10 protein-coding genes and 1 tRNA gene are annotated in these 16,336 nt (G+C 48.0%); 4 read left to right on the forward strand and 7 right to left on the reverse strand.

Annotated features, from left to right (window positions below; translation table 11 throughout):
- Positions 1 to 248 precede the first annotated feature (248 nt).
- From SD10_RS28940 to SD10_RS25970, 3 genes are all read right to left on the reverse strand, one after another.
- Positions 249 to 2,831 (reverse strand): putative Ig domain-containing protein, encoded by a 2,583-nt coding sequence (locus tag SD10_RS28940; protein ID WP_052731297.1) that lies wholly within the window; start codon positions 2,829 to 2,831, stop codon positions 249 to 251.
- 975 nt (positions 2,832 to 3,806) lie between these two features.
- Positions 3,807 to 3,890 (reverse strand) — tRNA-Leu (locus SD10_RS25965).
- A gap of 82 nt (positions 3,891 to 3,972) precedes the next feature.
- Positions 3,973 to 5,310 (reverse strand): dihydroorotase, encoded by a 1,338-nt coding sequence (locus SD10_RS25970; protein ID WP_046578041.1) that lies wholly within the window; start codon positions 5,308 to 5,310, stop codon positions 3,973 to 3,975.
- Between the two features lie 147 nt (positions 5,311 to 5,457).
- Between SD10_RS25970 and SD10_RS25975 the strand changes: the two genes are divergently transcribed.
- The gene (locus SD10_RS25975) at positions 5,458 to 6,600 is read left to right on the forward strand and encodes an acyltransferase family protein (protein WP_082111695.1); all 1,143 of its coding nucleotides are present in this window, start codon (positions 5,458 to 5,460) and stop codon (positions 6,598 to 6,600) included.
- A 4-nt stretch (positions 6,601 to 6,604) separates the two neighbouring features.
- Here SD10_RS25975 and SD10_RS25980 read toward each other — a convergent pair whose 3' ends face one another.
- From SD10_RS25980 to SD10_RS25995, 4 genes are all read right to left on the reverse strand, one after another.
- Positions 6,605 to 7,324, reverse strand: a complete 720-nt coding sequence (locus SD10_RS25980) for an SGNH/GDSL hydrolase family protein (protein ID WP_046578045.1) — start codon at positions 7,322 to 7,324, stop codon at positions 6,605 to 6,607.
- 87 nt (positions 7,325 to 7,411) lie between these two features.
- A complete protein-coding gene (hemB, locus tag SD10_RS25985) occupies positions 7,412 to 8,392 on the reverse strand; it encodes a porphobilinogen synthase (protein WP_046578047.1) in 981 nt (326 codons plus the stop codon).
- A 105-nt stretch (positions 8,393 to 8,497) separates the two neighbouring features.
- Positions 8,498 to 9,208 (reverse strand): response regulator transcription factor, encoded by a 711-nt coding sequence (locus SD10_RS25990; RefSeq protein WP_046578048.1) that lies wholly within the window; start codon positions 9,206 to 9,208, stop codon positions 8,498 to 8,500.
- An 87-nt stretch (positions 9,209 to 9,295) separates the two neighbouring features.
- Positions 9,296 to 11,317, reverse strand: a complete 2,022-nt coding sequence (locus SD10_RS25995; protein ID WP_046578049.1) for a sensor histidine kinase — start codon at positions 11,315 to 11,317, stop codon at positions 9,296 to 9,298.
- A gap of 178 nt (positions 11,318 to 11,495) precedes the next feature.
- On the opposite strand from SD10_RS25995, the gene SD10_RS26000 reads away from it, so the two are divergent.
- The 3 genes from SD10_RS26000 to SD10_RS26010 all read left to right on the forward strand — a co-directional run bounded on the left by SD10_RS26000 (position 11,496) and on the right by SD10_RS26010 (position 16,325).
- A complete protein-coding gene (locus SD10_RS26000) occupies positions 11,496 to 12,326 on the forward strand; it encodes a T9SS type A sorting domain-containing protein (RefSeq protein ID WP_046578050.1) in 831 nt (276 codons plus the stop codon).
- Positions 12,327 to 12,524: 198 nt separating this feature from the next.
- Positions 12,525 to 12,770 (forward strand): hypothetical protein, encoded by a 246-nt coding sequence (locus tag SD10_RS26005; protein WP_046578051.1) that lies wholly within the window; start codon positions 12,525 to 12,527, stop codon positions 12,768 to 12,770.
- Between the two features lie 468 nt (positions 12,771 to 13,238).
- Entirely contained in the window at positions 13,239 to 16,325 is a 3,087-nt protein-coding gene (locus SD10_RS26010; protein ID WP_046578052.1) for a glycoside hydrolase family 3 N-terminal domain-containing protein, read from the forward strand.
- Positions 16,326 to 16,336 lie beyond the last annotated feature (11 nt).

Consider the following 16,336-nt stretch of genomic DNA (forward strand, 5'->3'; position numbering starts at 1 on the left):
ACTATAGAAAACATTCAGAAGATAGTTTGTTAGTAGCATGGTAAGCTTTATATGAAAGTTCGAAAATACAGCGGTATGGGTAAAGTTCTGGCCACGTTCGTAAACATCCCTGAAAGAAAACTTAGATAAGAAAGCGGGGCAGTGAGGCAGACCAACACCGAGTTCTGTGTAAGTGGAACATAAATGAATGATCTAAACAATACTCGCCTGCCCGCCCAGGCAGGCGAGTATTGTTTAACAGTCTAGTGCTATTGCTTAAGCACTTTAAGTGAAGACACTGGCAGCCCGTCAGCGTAAATTTGCAGGACATAAAGACCCATTTTAATCGGGCTTATGTTTGCTTTGTAAGTATCTACCCGGTCCGAATGGGCGTCCAGCGGTTCTTCCCGGCCATCCATCGACACCAATCCGAAGGAAAGTTTCGCTCTTTGGTAAGCAGATGGTATACTAATCGTGATGTAGTCGGTGGCGGGGTTAGGGAAGGCGCGGAAGGTACCCGCCAAGACTTCGGCTGAGGGAATCGCCAGACGGGAGCCTACCGGACAGGTCAAATTGAAGGTGCCTCCATTCAGGATATAGCCCGTATTTTGGACCCGTACCGTTACGGGTACCGATCCGCCCGTCTTCAGCGAAGCTGGCACATCGAATACATAGCCATGGTAGCCGTTGCCTTTACCTGCGCTCACCAGATCGGATCGATATTGAGCAGCCGCAACTGTCGTAATAAGTGTGCCCTCTTTGAGTACTTCCAGCATAACCGGCTCATTGGGTACATTCCCATTGTATACCCAGCCAGCAATAACTGAACAGTTCCGGACATCGACATACCCTTCGAATCGGCCACTGACTGTGTTGGTGGTTCCAGTAGAGGGGGATGTAGGTGTAGTGGGTGCCAACATGTGCGGATCGGTGGTTGCAAAACAGCTTACTTTCGAGGCATCCATCAACCCGGTGGCTTTGAGCCAGCTTTGGGGCTTGAAGCCCTCATTACTATTCTGATAGGATGCGTACAGATAGCCGTTCACATAATGGGCATAAATGGATTCCCCATACCAGTTGAGCAAGAACTGCCCATCTGCATAACCACATGAAGTATTGGGACCGGTTGGGGTCGTTGTTCCCCCGTTGACATAGTTGATCACAACCGATGCATTTACCGACAGATTTTGTGCATTGGTCGCTATAACGGTTACTGTATACGGGCCAGCATTACCAGAAGGGGTACCTGTTAGGGTTAGCCCGTTGGCAGAAAGTCCCGCTGGCAGATTCTGAACCGAATAGGTAAGGGGTAAATTCGAAGGATCGCTGAAATTAGCGGGCAGTAAAAGATTGACAGCTGTACCAAGGGTGAGTGTTACGGGCGCATAGCTACTGGTCACGATGGGACTGGCGGAGGGCCGATCGCCTGTTTTGTGAGCGATGAAAAACTCGGAAACTTCTCCATTTCGGGCAGGTGACGTAGAATTGACCCGCACCCGTACCCGGCCATCAGCCCAGACCGGCAGTTGCACATCGATCAGGTTGTTGCCCACCCGAAACCCGGCTCCCAGGTTGGCCAGCACTTCGCCGTTATCGCTCAGCAACTGCACTACGTACTGGTTATCCCCCAATACCGGCGCAGTGGCCATGAAGGGTACCTGAATGTGATCGCCCCCATTACGTTCGTGCGGAAAGATATACCCTGTTGTAATAGAGGGAATATAGGCAGGCAGAGAGGGCTCAGACCGGGCGAAATAATCTGTTGTCATCAGGTCGTAAAACAATCCTTCGAAAATGGGGTACTTATCATCGTTGATATGGCCATCATCGAAGCGCCAGTCTTTGGAACCGGACATAAAATCAGTGGCCGGACCGGGAAAACAGTTATTATTTGCATCGGCCAGTTGGTTTTGGGCATTGATGACATTTGGATTGGTGATGCCCTGAAAGTAGGTAGCCCGGCAAATCATCCAGCTCATCCGGGTAAGCCCCGTCTGAGAGCGGGACTTGTTGATTAGCTGAGTAATGCTGTTGACATAATCCCCCTGGGAGGTATAGGGGTCGCTTTCCCCCTGATGCCAGATTACGCTACGAATACCCGTTCGTTTGATGTAATAGCTGAGCGCAATGCCCAACGGCCTATATGGGGCGTTTTTGAGGATACGGCCGCCTTGGGTGTTCATTTCATAGGTGCCATTCACCGCTGCATCGGCCCAGTTTGCCGCCGATGTTCCACCGTAAGCGCCACCCAGAAACAGGACCGGAACCCCAAGCCGGGCAACGAGCTTATCGCCCAGATCACCCCAGAAAAGCATATTATTTTCCGGCCCTATAGGCGAATTGTTAGCTGCATTAATGAATGAAGTCGGTAGGTCTCCTTCGTTTATATTACCGTCGGGATACCCCCGGTAATTGACGGTTGATACCCGGTCATCGGAAGCCGAAAGATTACGTGCGTAAGGGGAACCCAGTATATTGGATTGCCCAGCAATGACGAACACCTCCCCTACCCCAAATTTGTCCAAGGAATACATGGCTACCTGGCTTCCATTTGCCAGGGCCCGCACCTGAAGTGAATACCAGCCCCCCGACAGACTCAGCGAACCCATGAAGACACCATTGGCCGTGGTGCCAATGGTTGTCCAGTCCTGGCTGGAGCCTCCATTGATGGCTGTCGCCTTGACCTGAATGCTATTGGCCGATGAGGGACAATTGCCTTGAATGGGAACGGAGGCCCGATTGTTATTTCCCCGCTGAAAGACAATCCGAGAGGTCGGCATTGTGATCTGCGCAGATCCAATATTAGGTAGCAGTACAAACAGGATAAAAACGCCTTTTAAAAGTTGGTGCATAGTATAGGTGATTGAAAATAATTTTAGTAATTAAAAAATCGCTGAGACGTTTCAGCCAATCAATGAGTCACTATACACGTTATTAAAATCATTTTTAGGCATAGTTTGGACATACATGACCTTTTCGGTCAATCGGGTGTATTGATCAGACTAGTGGGCATGAAACGGAGATAGGGGACTATTTTTCTTTAGCTACTTTATCAAGAAGTAATTGCTATCAATACTAAACCGGATTGGATTTCTGGTAAATAACGAGTTGAAAAAGGATAGCGTGAATTACTTCGCAACCGCCAATGTGAGGGTAGTGCCTCGTTGTTGACATGCCGTATCAAATACCCCGATTGTTAATCCAAGAGTCCCCGAGTCAGTAGGCCTATACGTTAAGGTATCTGTTAGTAGTTTACTATTATTCGCTTGAATAACTGTCTTTCCGCTGGCTAAAAGAAAGGCATCAAGTGCAAGATGGAAGAGAAGTATGTATTGACTATTAACCGGTTCCGTTTGGCAACCGACGATGGCCAGAAGCGGTACGAAATAGGGATACGTCTAAAAAAGGAATATACCGTTCGGATATCTCGATTCTAATAGCCAGTGTAGGATTCATGTAAGCCTCTGATTGCAGACTCAACAGAGGCCCGATAGAAGTGGTTGATTTACTCAGGATTACACTTCCAGCTAGGCTCGATTAGCACGATTAACCAATTTATAGCCAACACTTAAGCCTGTCGTTAGCGCAATGTATAATCAGCGATAGGTCGCATAAAAACTTGCGGAACCTAATCCATGACCAATCATTACCGTTCAACGATAAAGGTTGACTCACTTAGGCCGCGTACTATTTGTAGGCAAACAAACCTATAGCGTTCATTTTACAGCACCAAATGTAATCGACCCAACCCATCCAGCCATTCTGTCCCCTTAGAAAAACAGAAAGCCACAATCAGCTTATATACAGCTAATTGTGGCTTTACTATGTGCCGAAGGCGAGACTCGAACTCGCATGTCCGTAAAGACACACGCCCCTGAAACGTGCGTGTCTACCAATTTCACCACTTCGGCAGCGCGTTTCCCCGTATTGGGATTGCAAAGATAAGGGTCTAGAACCCGATTGCACAAGATTTTGTCCTAATTTTTTTCGATTCTACCGGATAAAGGACAAACGTTCGCCCGGTCGGTTGGTCACAAAGCGACCGTTTTCGTAAACCAGCTCCCCCGAAACAATCGTATGAGTGACGCTGGCACCAAATGTATGGCCATCCAGGGGCGACCAGCCGCACTGATACAGAATGTTTTCGGCAGAAACGGTCATGGGTTGCGCTGGATCGACCAAAACCAGATCGGCCCAATACCCTTCCCGAATATAACCACGCCGGTCTATTTGGAAACAGTCGGCGGGCGCGTGACACATTTTCCGGACAAGCGTTTCGAGCGATAGTTTACCCTGTTTTACAAAATCGAGCATGAGCAAAAGCGGATGCTGCACGAGCGGCAAACCCGACGGAGCCTGCCAGTAAGGCTGTTGCTTTTCGGTCCAGGTGTGGGGCGCATGGTCGGTGGCAATAATGTCCAGCCGGTCGTCCTTAAGGCCAGCCAGTAGCGCTTGTTTGTGGTAAGGCGCTTTAATAGCCGGGTTGCACTTGATCAGGTTGCCTAATCGTGCGTAGTCTTCACTATCGAACCACAGATGATGCACACAAACTTCAGCCGTTATGCGCTTTTGGGTAAGGGGTATACTGTTATCAAACAGCGCCAGTTCATCAGCCGTAGAAATATGTAGAATGTGTAAGCGAGTGTTGTGCCGTTTGGCGAGTTCGACAGCCATAGACGAAGAACGCAGGCAGGCATCCTCATTTCGAATCAGAGGATGGAGGCCTGCCGTGGCATGCTCACCGTATTCGGCTTTGTAATGCTCGGTATTGGCCCGAATCGTGGCTTCATCCTCACAGTGGGTGGCAATCAGCATAGGACTTTCCCTAAATAGCTGATCCAGTACCTTTTCATTATCAACCAGCATGTTGCCGGTTGAGGAGCCCATAAATACCTTGATCCCACAAACGTCGTTTATGTTCGTCCGCAGGACTTCATCAAGATTATCGTTCGAGGCACCCATAAAAAATGAGTAATTGGCCAGCGATGTATTGGCCGCAATGGCATATTTCTGCGCCAGTAAGTCCTGCGTCAGCGCGTTGGGAACGGTATTAGGCATTTCCATAAAACTGGTAACGCCCCCGGCCACAGCCGCCCGTGCTTCAGACGCAATTGTGGCCTTGTGCGTCAGGCCAGGCTCCCGAAAATGCACCTGGTCGTCAATAACACCGGGCAGTAAATACTTGCCTTTCGCGTCGATAACCTTGTAAGAGCCCTCATCCGGAATGTGTGTATCAATTCTAGTAATTATACCTAGATCAACACATAAATCGCTTTCGATAATACGATTTTCGTTTACTAACCTGGCATTACGTATTAACAGTTTACTCATCCTCTAAGCGCCTATCCAATAATAAATTAGATTTATCTATAATACAATTCAGCAATAAACGTTCTTTCTTTCATTGCTCAACTGAGTTTACTACCGTTTATCCTTACAAACATAGCGACAAAAGGTAGTTTCATTTCCAGGGTTAGTATGCAAAAAGTTGAAAACATTACTACTCATACGTTATCGAACCCGTCTGTAAGTAAATCACACTATCCATTCGTTGATTGGATTCGATTCGTTGCCATGTTCTCGATCGTTTATGAGCATAGTTTAGTTGCACCGGAGGGAAAACCGGATATGGTACACTTCAACTCGTTCACAGCTATGACTCAGCTGCAACAGGAAGCGTTTTTGTGGATATCTCAACCGTTGAAATTTGGCACCATATGCTTTTTTACTATATCAGGTTTTCTACTTGGAAAACAACTAAAATCAACCCAACAAGCCTTTGCTTATTATAAGAAAAGGTTAGCTGTCGTTGGTATTCCTTTTCTTATTGCTTTTTTGTTATTTTATTTTAAATCGATTGGTTATGGCATTATAGTGGGCCGTTTTGGCTCTTTTATAGAGTCTTTGCCAAAACTGGTTGACCAATTTTGGCAACTCTTATTTACCACTTCGTACTGGTTTATTTTCGTCTTCTTACTTTCCTTAGCCCTTATGCTGTCTGGCTGGCGCTATTTGGGCTTACGTACAATAACTATCCTATCTTTTTTTGCCACGTTGTTTTACGCGGTCAATGTATATACGAACTGGATAGAGCCGCGCCATACGTTTGCTTTCCCCGCTTTCATCTTCTATATATGCCTAGGCGTCTGGCTTTCCCGGCACGATCACTATATTAAATGGGTGCAGAGCTTTTCAATTGGCTGGTTAGGGCTCTTTTTAGCGGTTATCTTTCTGGTAGCGGCCATAGAGAGTGTCCTTCTTTGGCAGCTCAATTCGATTGATCCCAGAAACACATTGCGCATATCAAATCAAGTCTTTTCGCTTGTGGTATTCTTATGTCTTCTGCGTGCTAACTTTTTGCATAAGCTTCCCTTCGTCAATCCTCGGGCAGAGTCATTCGGTATTTACCTATATCATACATTCTTCGTAAGTTTCATCACGAAGTCAGTAACCCTAATACCTGCGCTAGCCTTTCTCGGTTATCAGCCACAGTATACAGGCTGGGAAATGGCAGGCACCTCCATTCTGCGCTTTGTACTGGTGTATGTCAGTACTCTTCTATTCGTAAAATTGGTTAATCAAACCCGCCTTCGCTGGATTCTGGGTAATCATTCGGGGTGAATACCTAGTATTTGAGCGTTTTACGAATCTGCTCGAACAACACTTGGTGGCCCTTGTCGTTGGGATGGATTCCGTCTTTAAATAGTAATTCTGATTTGAATAGATGATCCTCATTAGCCACAGGGTCAAAAAAATTGACAGCAGACGTGCCAAAGGTGTTCATAACCTGATCACGTTGTAGCATGTACTTTTCTGTAGCGGTTGTATCAATTTTACGAGGATGAGAAGTCGTGATAATAACGCGCTTGACTCCAGCCTCTTTTGCTTTATTTTTAATAAGGATGAGATTCGCTATGATCTCACTTACAGAATACCCGTTAGCTACATCATTTGTTGTCATACTGACAATCAATATAGCAGGTTTCTCTTTGAGGGCAGCGGTTAAATTTCGTAATGTATCTACAGCTGGTCTGTTTGGTGCATGAATTGACCCTGTCGGTAGAATCTGATACGTGGTGTACCCCCCCTTAGCTAAATTGACAACATGATTAAGTACAAGTTGATTGGTAAGCAAACCTGCCCATGAGTATTTATAGGCTGATGCACCTACCCCTGACGCTGTAGAAGAGCCAAGGATAACAATGGTTTGTATATACGGTTTTCTGGCGCTTTGAACATTAACGGCGAATGCTGACGCTACTGTTGGGTCGTTGGGCTCTAGTGTAGTACGTGTACAATTTGACAGAAGTGCAATAAATAAAACAGCAAGTAAACTTTTTTGCATAATTGATAAGTGAATACGCTTTTTATCTATAAACTTAATCAATTATGCAATTAGTTGAGTATAAATACCCAATAGATCTACTTTAATTTAATATTTATTTAATACTCGGGCGGCTTCCTTCGCGAAGTACGTCAAAATGACATTTGCTCCGGCCCGTTTTATGGCCATCAGCGACTCCATCATGGCGCGTTCGCCGTCGAGCCAGCCGTTTTGCGCAGCCGCTTTGATCATGGCGTATTCCCCACTGACGTTGTAGGCTGCAATGGGCAGATGGAAGTTATCATTCAGTAATTTAATAATATCCAGATACGCCAGCGCAGGCTTCACCATCAGAAAATCGGCCCCTTCATCGTAGTCAAGTTGAGCTTCAATGAGCGCTTCACGGCTGTTGGCAGGGTTCATCTGGTAGGTTTTCTTGTCGCCAAACTTGGGCGCCGAATCAAGTGCGTCGCGGAAAGGGCCGTAAAAAGCACTCGCATACTTGGCTGCGTAGGACATGATTGCTACGTCGTGGAAGCCACCTTCATCCAGCACCTGCCGCAAATAACCAACGCGTCCATCCATCATATCGGAAGGTCCAACAATATTGGCGCCAGCCTGAGCCTGAGCAAGAGCCATTTTACCCAATACCTCCAGCGTCGGATCGTTGAGTATCTTCCCATTTTCCACAATGCCATCGTGTCCATCTGAACTATATGGGTCCATGGCCACATCGGTCATAATCATGACATCGGGAAAACGGTCTTTGATCGCCCGAATTGTCTGGATGTACAGGCCGTCGGGGTTGTAGCTTTCAGTAGCATACTTATCTTTTTTCGACTCAGCGATATTAGGGAACAGATCGAACGTTTTGACGCCCAGATCAACACAATCCCCGATTTCGTTGAGCAACAAATCCAGTGAATACCGATAAATGCCCGGCATAGAGGAAACTTCCGAGCGAACATTCTGGCCTTCCATGATGAAGACCGGCAAAATAAAATCAGTGACCGACAGGCGGGTTTCCTGCACCATGTCGCGGATAACAGCCGATTGGCGATTCCGGCGCGGACGGCGTATTAAGTTCATGCGTTCTAGCTTATGGTATTTGGTTTACGGTTTGTTGTGTTTACTACATGATGGCTTCCTGGAGTTAGTAAGCCATATAAACCGTATTCTGTAAACCAGAAACCATTAAACAATCAATTTAAATCCTTCGCCGTGTACATTAACGAGCTGAACGGCTGGGTCTTCTTTTAGATATTTACGCAGTTTTGTTACATACACGTCCATGCTTCGGGCATTGAAGTACGAATCGTCGCCCCAAACCATTTTCAGGGCAAAACTACGACTGACCGGCTGATTCAGGTTCTGAGCCAGCAATTTTAATAACTCCGACTCTTTGCTAGTTAGTTTTTGAGGCTGTACGGACGCAGGATCAGCCGACAGCCCGTCCGCCGTTCGGGAAAGAAGCTGGTGCGGATAATCGAACAAAAAGGAGCCGATTTGATACGTGGTCGTTTCGACGGACTCTGTAGTGCGTTGATACCGACGAAGAATAGCCTGAATTCGGAGTAGCAGCTCTTCCATGCTGAATGGCTTCGTCATGTAATCATCGGCTCCCACCTTGAACCCCTGAATCGTGTCTTCCTGCATGGACTTGGCGGTCAGGAAAATGATGGGCACATCCCGATGATCCATTCGAACTTCCTTCGCCAGTGTAAACCCGTCTTTCTTAGGCATCATCACGTCGAAGATACACAGGTCGTAATGGCCCGCCATGAACAATTGCAGGCCCTGGTTTCCATCGGTGGCCCGGTCGGTTTGGTATCCCTTCATGGTCAGGTACTCCTGCACCAAAAGACCCAGATTCGGGTCGTCTTCAACAAGTAAAATGGTTGGCATAAGAAATAAAGAGCGAATAATTGAGTGATTGAATGACTAACTGAGCAACTATTTTGCTGGATGCGCCAGCCTTATTGATTCAATCACTCAATCATTCAAAATTTTATACGGTAAGATCACTTCGAATGAACTGCCTTTTCCGGGCTGGCTTTCAACCAGAATTTGACCGTGGTGTTCCTCAACCATTTTCTTCACATAACTAAGCCCGAGGCCAAAGCCTTTTACATCATGCCGGTTGCCGGTAGGCACCCGGTAGAATTTTTCAAAAATGCGGCTGGTCTGCTCTTTGTTCATACCCAATCCCTGATCCGAAACGGTAATACTGACCCCGGGTATAGAGGATCCACTCGTCATGGTTCCATCGGGGAGACTACGCGTAGTAATGGTAATGTGCGGCCTTTCGGGCGAATATTTCAGCGCGTTATCCAGCAGATTGTACACAATGTTGGTCAGGTGAAGCTCATCGGCTTCTACAACTTCCCGGTCGGCATCAAAGTGAAGATCGACTTCGCCCCCGCGCTGCTCGATTTGCAAGCTCAGGTTATTAAGCACTTTCTCAATGACATCGTGCACGTTGACGGGGCTGATGTTGAGTTTGATTTCTCCCTTATCCAGCAACGCCATTTGTAAAACCTTTTCTACGTGCGAACCCAATCGCCGGGTTTCATCCCGAATGATGCTCATGTAGCGTGTTAGCCGAGAATCTGGCACACTCGGTTCGCGCATTTCCTGATCTGGTGTTTCATTATTGAGCGAGCCGGATCGGGAGCCAAATCTACCATCTCCCCCATTCACTAATGCCGCCGAACGCTGGGCCACCATGTCTGACTGCAGTTGTTCCTGCGCCATTTCTACCGCCAGCGATATGGTTGAAATTGGCGTTTTGAACTCATGCGTCATGTTATTGATAAAGTCATTCTTTATATCGGCTAGTTTCTTCTGCCGAACAATCGTGCTGATGGCGATGTAGAAACAGGCCAGAATGACCAGAATCAGCACGACGGATGCGCCCAATGTGAAGCCCAGGCGGCTGAGGATAAACTCCTGCTGAGTTGGAAAATAAACATACACATAGTTCCCCGTTTCCATCAGGTTGTTGGGAAACAAAGCGGCCTTGTAGCCATTTACATCGAACTGCTGCGCTTCGATACCCTTGGATGTAAACAGGAATCGGGGCTTCTGGCTGGTTCGAACGGCATAGGCAAAGGGAATGCTGATGCCCCGTTCGACCAACGATTGCCGAAGTAAGGTGTCGAGCGCCAACCGGTTGACCCGGTCTTCTATCGGCCGGTCGGATAGAAGCAGGCCCTTGAGCACATCCTTGATCATGTGCGACTGCTCCTCTGTCCGACCCGAATTTGCTAGTCCCGGATGCTGACTGGCGTTGGCCGTATTCGTTGCTGAACCGGGTTTAGTCGATACCAGCGCGTTATCGGTTTGATTCTTTCGACGCTGCGTTGCTCGCCGAAGCTTATTTTTAATGGCCCTCATGGCCGAATCTTGCCTGACCTGATTATTGATCTTGTTCAGTTCTGTGTACATCAGGTTTTCGGCCCACTGATTAAACTGCTGCTGCTGGGCTAATTGCGTCTGCCAATCGCCAACCGCCATCAGTTCATCCTGCTGACGAACAAATTCTTCGACAACCGCCATTTGCTCCGGCGATAGCGGACGGACAATCGGGTGTAATACATCTGACTGCACAACGATGTTCCCCACAGATGTCATTCCGGAGGGAATTACCTGCCGGGCCGCCAGTTGATCGTACGGTGGCAGGTGTAGCTGTTGTTTTTCCTTCAAACGGATTGATTTTGTAGCGACAAGCGATTGTTCAGCGTCGGCTTTTTTAACCGACCGGCCTTCCTTTTTAGCAATGGCCATCAACCGATTCTGGTGTTCACGGGCCTGAACGCGCTGGTTGGTCAGGTAAAAAATCTCCTGCCGTTCCAACGCCCGTACAACCTCCTGCAGGGCATCGGTTACCTTATAGGCGAACTGTTCCCGCTGCAACTGCAAAGCGCTACTGATCCAATAGACCTGCAGCCCTACCAGCCCCAATAGCCCAATCGCCATCAGTGCCACAATCCAGCGTATGCGTTGTTTTGACATTTTTTTACTCGCTCATGCAACCTTCGACCAACTTTCCCATCTATAAGAAACCAGTCGCAAGGGTTAGTAAAAGTACGAACCGAGTTAGCTAGTAATTGGCTCGTTAACAAACTTTAACAACCCCTGTATCAATTGGTTTAGCAACTTATCGTTCCTTCGTTTGCAACTAACTAGTACCATGAAAAAAACAGTTTTTGCCCGATACCAGTTCGTGTCGGCCATGCTGGTGGCCGTCACGTTCAGCGGAGCTGCCCTGGCTCAGAAACAAACCAGCCCGTCAACAAAAACCGGGAAGGGCGATGTAAACGTACGGATCATCGAGCGCAATGGCGATGAAGTCCGTGAAATTGAACGGACATACCACATAAATGGCATGGACGATCCTCAGCGTGATAAAATGGTAATGAAACTGGTTGATTCGCTCAAAGCATCCCGCAAAGACGGCGGCAAACGCCAGATGACCATTATTATCGACGATTCGGACGGCGATCGGACGGTAAATCGCGAACGGATCATGCCAGGTAGACGACGCGCTCCGTCCGATGCCTACGTACAACGCGGTAAACTGCAGCGGAGCGATGCAAATCAGGACTTCTGGAACAACCCAAACTGGCGTTATGAATTTCGGCGCGGAGCCGACTCACTAACCGATCAGCTCAATCGATTCAAGTTTCAGATACCAAGAGATTTTGACCGGCAGCTCGTTCGGCCGTTTGAAGACTGGGCGCGTAATGTCAACGGCAAAGCGTCGACCATTCGTGGACTGGATGCATTCCCCAATAACCCCGATCACGACCAGTTGAATGTTCGTTTTACAGCTCCCGCTAAAGGAGATGTAACCATCACGGTCACCAATCCAAAGGGAAAAGAAGTGGCCAAACGAGAGATCAAAGACTTCTCGGGCGAATTTGTTGGGCAAATTGATCTGGGTAAAAAAGCGCAGGGTGCCTACTTCATCACCGTCACCCAGAATGAAGACGGTGCCGTAAAACGGATTGTGATTGATTAAAGAAACCAACTTGTTTTTGTCATTCCAACCGGTCCGCCGGTGCGGAATGGCAAAAACAAGCAAATTAGGGACTCGATGTTCTAGATTTACGCTGCTCCTGTAATAAACAGAAAAAATATTCTAAAAAATTTAGTACTATGTATTGCAAGATACCAAACTAAACCTATATCTTTGTATTGTTATTAGACATAAGCGGTCATGAAAACTCTCCTGGTTGTCGGCATTTTACTTTTGGGCATTAGTGGACAGGCATTTAGCATGGGGCATCCCCATAACATGTTTGCTGCCCGGAAACAGTTGCGGTCGAAAACAGCAGCTTCAGTTGCTAAAACAAAATCAACAGCTACGGCCTGCTGGCAGCAAACGGTTCAGGAAACGAAAGCCGTCATCGGCGAACGTTTTCTGGCGGCTTTGATGAACGTTCGCCCCGCCCGGCCTTATTAGAGTAGTCACCTTCTCTTTCTGCTTCACCAGTGGTCAGGATCCGCTGCGCTGGTTTCCATTTGCCCGTCTACGGGCTTTTTTCGTTTTGTACCAATTTGACTACACGCCTTCGCACCGTATCCGTTCCTTGCTGATTATCCTTTTGCTATTCTAGATCACTCCGTTTCGGTAATACACTGGGTATTTTTAACTGTGCTGTGTCCTCGTCCACCAGACGAATGGCTTCATTTTTGTAGGTTTTTAACCTGGGCTCGTCCATTTAACTTATTGATTATCTGAATAAAGCCTGACCTTATATTCAATTTAATTTTGTATTAATCCACTAAGCAGAACGATTTATCTAAATTATTTCGTTAAAAAGTTAGACAATTCAATGATTAGTTGTGGTTTACGACAGGCTTTGGCTATTTTTATGGTCTGCCCAAAATTACCGTCAACTGACAACTGTTTTTTATTTACTGAGTGCCCATGCGGAATATTGTTGTACGACCTATTTTACTTGTTGGCCTCTTACTCGTCAGCCTGTTAACCGCTTTTGGCTTAATGAAGCCCGGTCGTAACTTCTGGGCGAAACTTGCTCGGACAACAGCGATTCGAGCAGCGGCCAAACGAACAGCAGCCGCCAACGCCAATCGGCTAGCCCTTGCTTCTTACAAATTTGGCCCGGCTGCCAGGCCCGTAGAGGTGTTCGCCATGTCTGACAGTGGCGAGCATTGGGTTGATAGCGTCTTTCACACGTTGACACCCGAACAGAAAATCGGGCAGTTCTTCATGGTGGCCACGTTTTCGAATCGTCACGACAATCACTATCAATACATCGATCACCTCATTCAAACGAACCATATTGGCGGGTTGATTTTCTTCCAGGGTGGTCCTTACCGGCAGGCCGTTCTAACGAATCGCTACCAGGCCGAATCGAAAGTACCGCTGCTCATTGGCATTGATGGTGAATGGGGACTTGGGATGCGATTAGACAGCACCATGGACTTCCCAAAACAAATGTCACTCGGTGCTATCCGGGATAATGAAGTTATTTACCGGATGGGGGCTGAAATTGGCCGCCAGTGCCAGCGCCTGGGCATTCACATCAACTTTGCTCCGGTATCGGATATCAACAGCAACCCGGCCAATCCAGTGATTGGGGTACGGTCTTTCGGTGAATCAAAAGAGAATGTGGCCTTGAAGGCCTCGGCTTACATGCGGGGATTGCAAGGCACACACGTTATTGCTACAGCCAAGCACTTTCCAGGTCACGGTGACACCAACGTCGACTCGCACCACACGTTGCCAACCGTTAGCCGGTCGTCGGAGCAGATGCGGGAAATTGACCTGTATCCGTTCCGGAAACTTATTGCCGATAGTTTGATGGGCGTTGTTACGGGCCACCTGCATGTACCCGTGATGGATAATACGCCTGCTTTAGCTGCCACGTTATCAGAAAAAATCGTTACGGAACTCCTCAAAAAAGAATTGGGTTTTCGCGGACTGGTTTTTACCGATGCGCTGAATATGGGCGGAATCAGCCGGTCGCCTAAGGCAATGGATGTTAATTTACGGGCGTTAATGGCCGGAAATGACATTCTTCTGTATCCTGAAAACGTGCGGGAGGCAACGACGAACATCATGAATGCCGTTCAGCAGGGCGTTATTTCGCAGGAACTGATCGATGAGAAAGTCAAGAAGATTCTTCGGGCCAAATATTGGGCTGGCCTGGCTCAATATAAACCCATTAACCTGGCGGGCTTATCGACGGACCTCAACTCGCCCGAAGCCAAGTTGCTGAAACAGGAACTTTGTGAGCAGTCGGTAACGGTCGCCGATAACAAGAATAGTCTGTTACCGCTCAAGCACCTGGATACCCTGCGTTTGGCGTCGGTTGCCATTGGCGCCGAGCCAGGCAACGTTTTTCAGAAGACGCTGAATCAATACGCCCCTTTCCAGACGCTTGCTTACCCCGAAAAACCTGTTTCGGAAGCTGATCTAACTAATATTCTGGCGCAGGTTGGCGATGCGAATACGGTTGTGGTTAGCTTCCATCGGATGAGCGAGTCGGCGCTCAGAAAATACGGCATCACAAAACCATCGCTTGACTTAATTACCCGCTTGAAACAGCGTGGAGCGAAAGTAATTGTGACCGCCTTTGGCTCGCCTTATAGCCTGCAACAGTTCACCGGAGCTGATGCGCTGGTTTGTGCTTACCAGGAGCTTGAGGATATGCAGCGTGTCGTACCTCAGATATTGTTTGGCGGGTTAGGATCACAAGGCATGCTACCGGTTTCCATTGGTGACATGAAAGTGGGCATGGGCCTAACGTTGGGCCCTGAAGGGCGGCTTTCGGTTGGCTCACCGGAAAGCGTGGGTATGAAGTCGACGGTGCTTAACCAGATTGATGCCATCGCGCAGGGAGCCGTAAAAAATCATGTCGTGCCCGGCTGCGAGATTCTGGTCGCACGTAAGGGCAAGATTGTGTACAGCAAGAACTTTGGCGCGTTGACCTACTCACCCAACGCCGAAAAAGTAACGGATGAAACGCTGTATGACCTGGCTTCGCTGACAAAAGTCCTGGCAACTCTACAATCCGTTATGGTTCTTTACGACCGAAAACAGATCGATCTTACGCAGAAAGCGTCGTTCTACCTTCCTGAATTAAAGAACACGAATAAGCAAAATATTACCCTTCTGGATTTACTCTGGCATCAATCGGGCATGGTTTCGTTTTACCCAACCACCTGGGATCGCACCCGGCTGCCCGGCGGGGGCCTGAAAGCCGAATACTATGCCTCCGTGCACGACAGTTTGCACACCCTTCAGATTGCCCCAACGCTCTGGGGTGTTCCGGCATTGCGGGATTCGGTCTGGAAATGGGTGGTTCAATCGCCCATGTCGAAGAAAAATGACGAAGCGGGCAGACCCGCTTTCGTGTATAGCGACCTTAATTTCCTGACCTTACAAAAGGTAGTCGAACGGGTAAGCAAGCAGCCATTGGATAAGTTCGTTACGGATAACGTATATAAGCCATTAGGTCTTCATCAACTTGGTTTCACGCCCTTGCAGCGGCTTACTAACCCCAAATGTGCCCCAACCGAACAGGACACGTATTATCGGAACCAGCTTCTGGTCGGTACCGTCCATGATCAGATGGCGGCCGTGCAGGGCGGTATCTCCGGACATGCGGGATTATTTGGCAACGCGCATGATATTGCTACGCTTCTGCAGATGAACCTTCAGAAAGGGGTATATGGCGACGAACGGATTCTCCAGCCAATGACAGTACCTTATTTTACCCAAACGCTCAGTAACCGCAGCCACCGGGCGCTCGGTTGGGATAAGCCTAATCCGGAAAGTGCCAGCAGCGTTTATATGGCACAACAAGTATCCCCCCGTTCGTTCGGGCACACGGGTTTTACCGGAAACGTTGTTTGGGTTGACCCCGATCAGGAGTTGATCTTTGTTTTCCTCTCTAACCGTATTTATCCGACGGCCGGTAACAATTCCATTAACACAACGAAGCTTCGTCGGCGTATTCACGAAGTAATTTATTCGGCTGTTCAATAATCATCGACGGC

The organism is Spirosoma radiotolerans, assembly GCF_000974425.1.
GTDB classification, from domain to species: Bacteria; Bacteroidota; Bacteroidia; order Cytophagales; family Spirosomataceae; genus Spirosoma; species Spirosoma radiotolerans.

Excerpts from the sequence above, each read along its gene's own strand:
- SD10_RS28940 (WP_052731297.1), bottom strand. The coding sequence starts at position 2,831 with ATGCACCAACTTTTAAAAGGCGTTTTTATCCTGTTTGTACTGCTACCT.
- SD10_RS25970 (WP_046578041.1), bottom strand. The coding sequence starts at position 5,310 with ATGAGTAAACTGTTAATACGTAATGCCAGGTTAGTAAACGAAAATCGT.
- SD10_RS25975 (WP_082111695.1), top strand. The coding sequence starts at position 5,458 with ATGCAAAAAGTTGAAAACATTACTACTCATACGTTATCGAACCCGTCT.
- SD10_RS25980 (WP_046578045.1), bottom strand. The coding sequence starts at position 7,324 with ATGCAAAAAAGTTTACTTGCTGTTTTATTTATTGCACTTCTGTCAAAT.
- hemB (WP_046578047.1), bottom strand. The coding sequence starts at position 8,392 with ATGAACTTAATACGCCGTCCGCGCCGGAATCGCCAATCGGCTGTTATC.
- SD10_RS25990 (WP_046578048.1), bottom strand. The coding sequence starts at position 9,208 with ATGCCAACCATTTTACTTGTTGAAGACGACCCGAATCTGGGTCTTTTG.
- SD10_RS25995 (WP_046578049.1), bottom strand. The coding sequence starts at position 11,317 with ATGTCAAAACAACGCATACGCTGGATTGTGGCACTGATGGCGATTGGG.
- SD10_RS26000 (WP_046578050.1), top strand. The coding sequence starts at position 11,496 with ATGAAAAAAACAGTTTTTGCCCGATACCAGTTCGTGTCGGCCATGCTG.
- SD10_RS26005 (WP_046578051.1), top strand. The coding sequence starts at position 12,525 with ATGAAAACTCTCCTGGTTGTCGGCATTTTACTTTTGGGCATTAGTGGA.
- SD10_RS26010 (WP_046578052.1), top strand. The coding sequence starts at position 13,239 with ATGCGGAATATTGTTGTACGACCTATTTTACTTGTTGGCCTCTTACTC.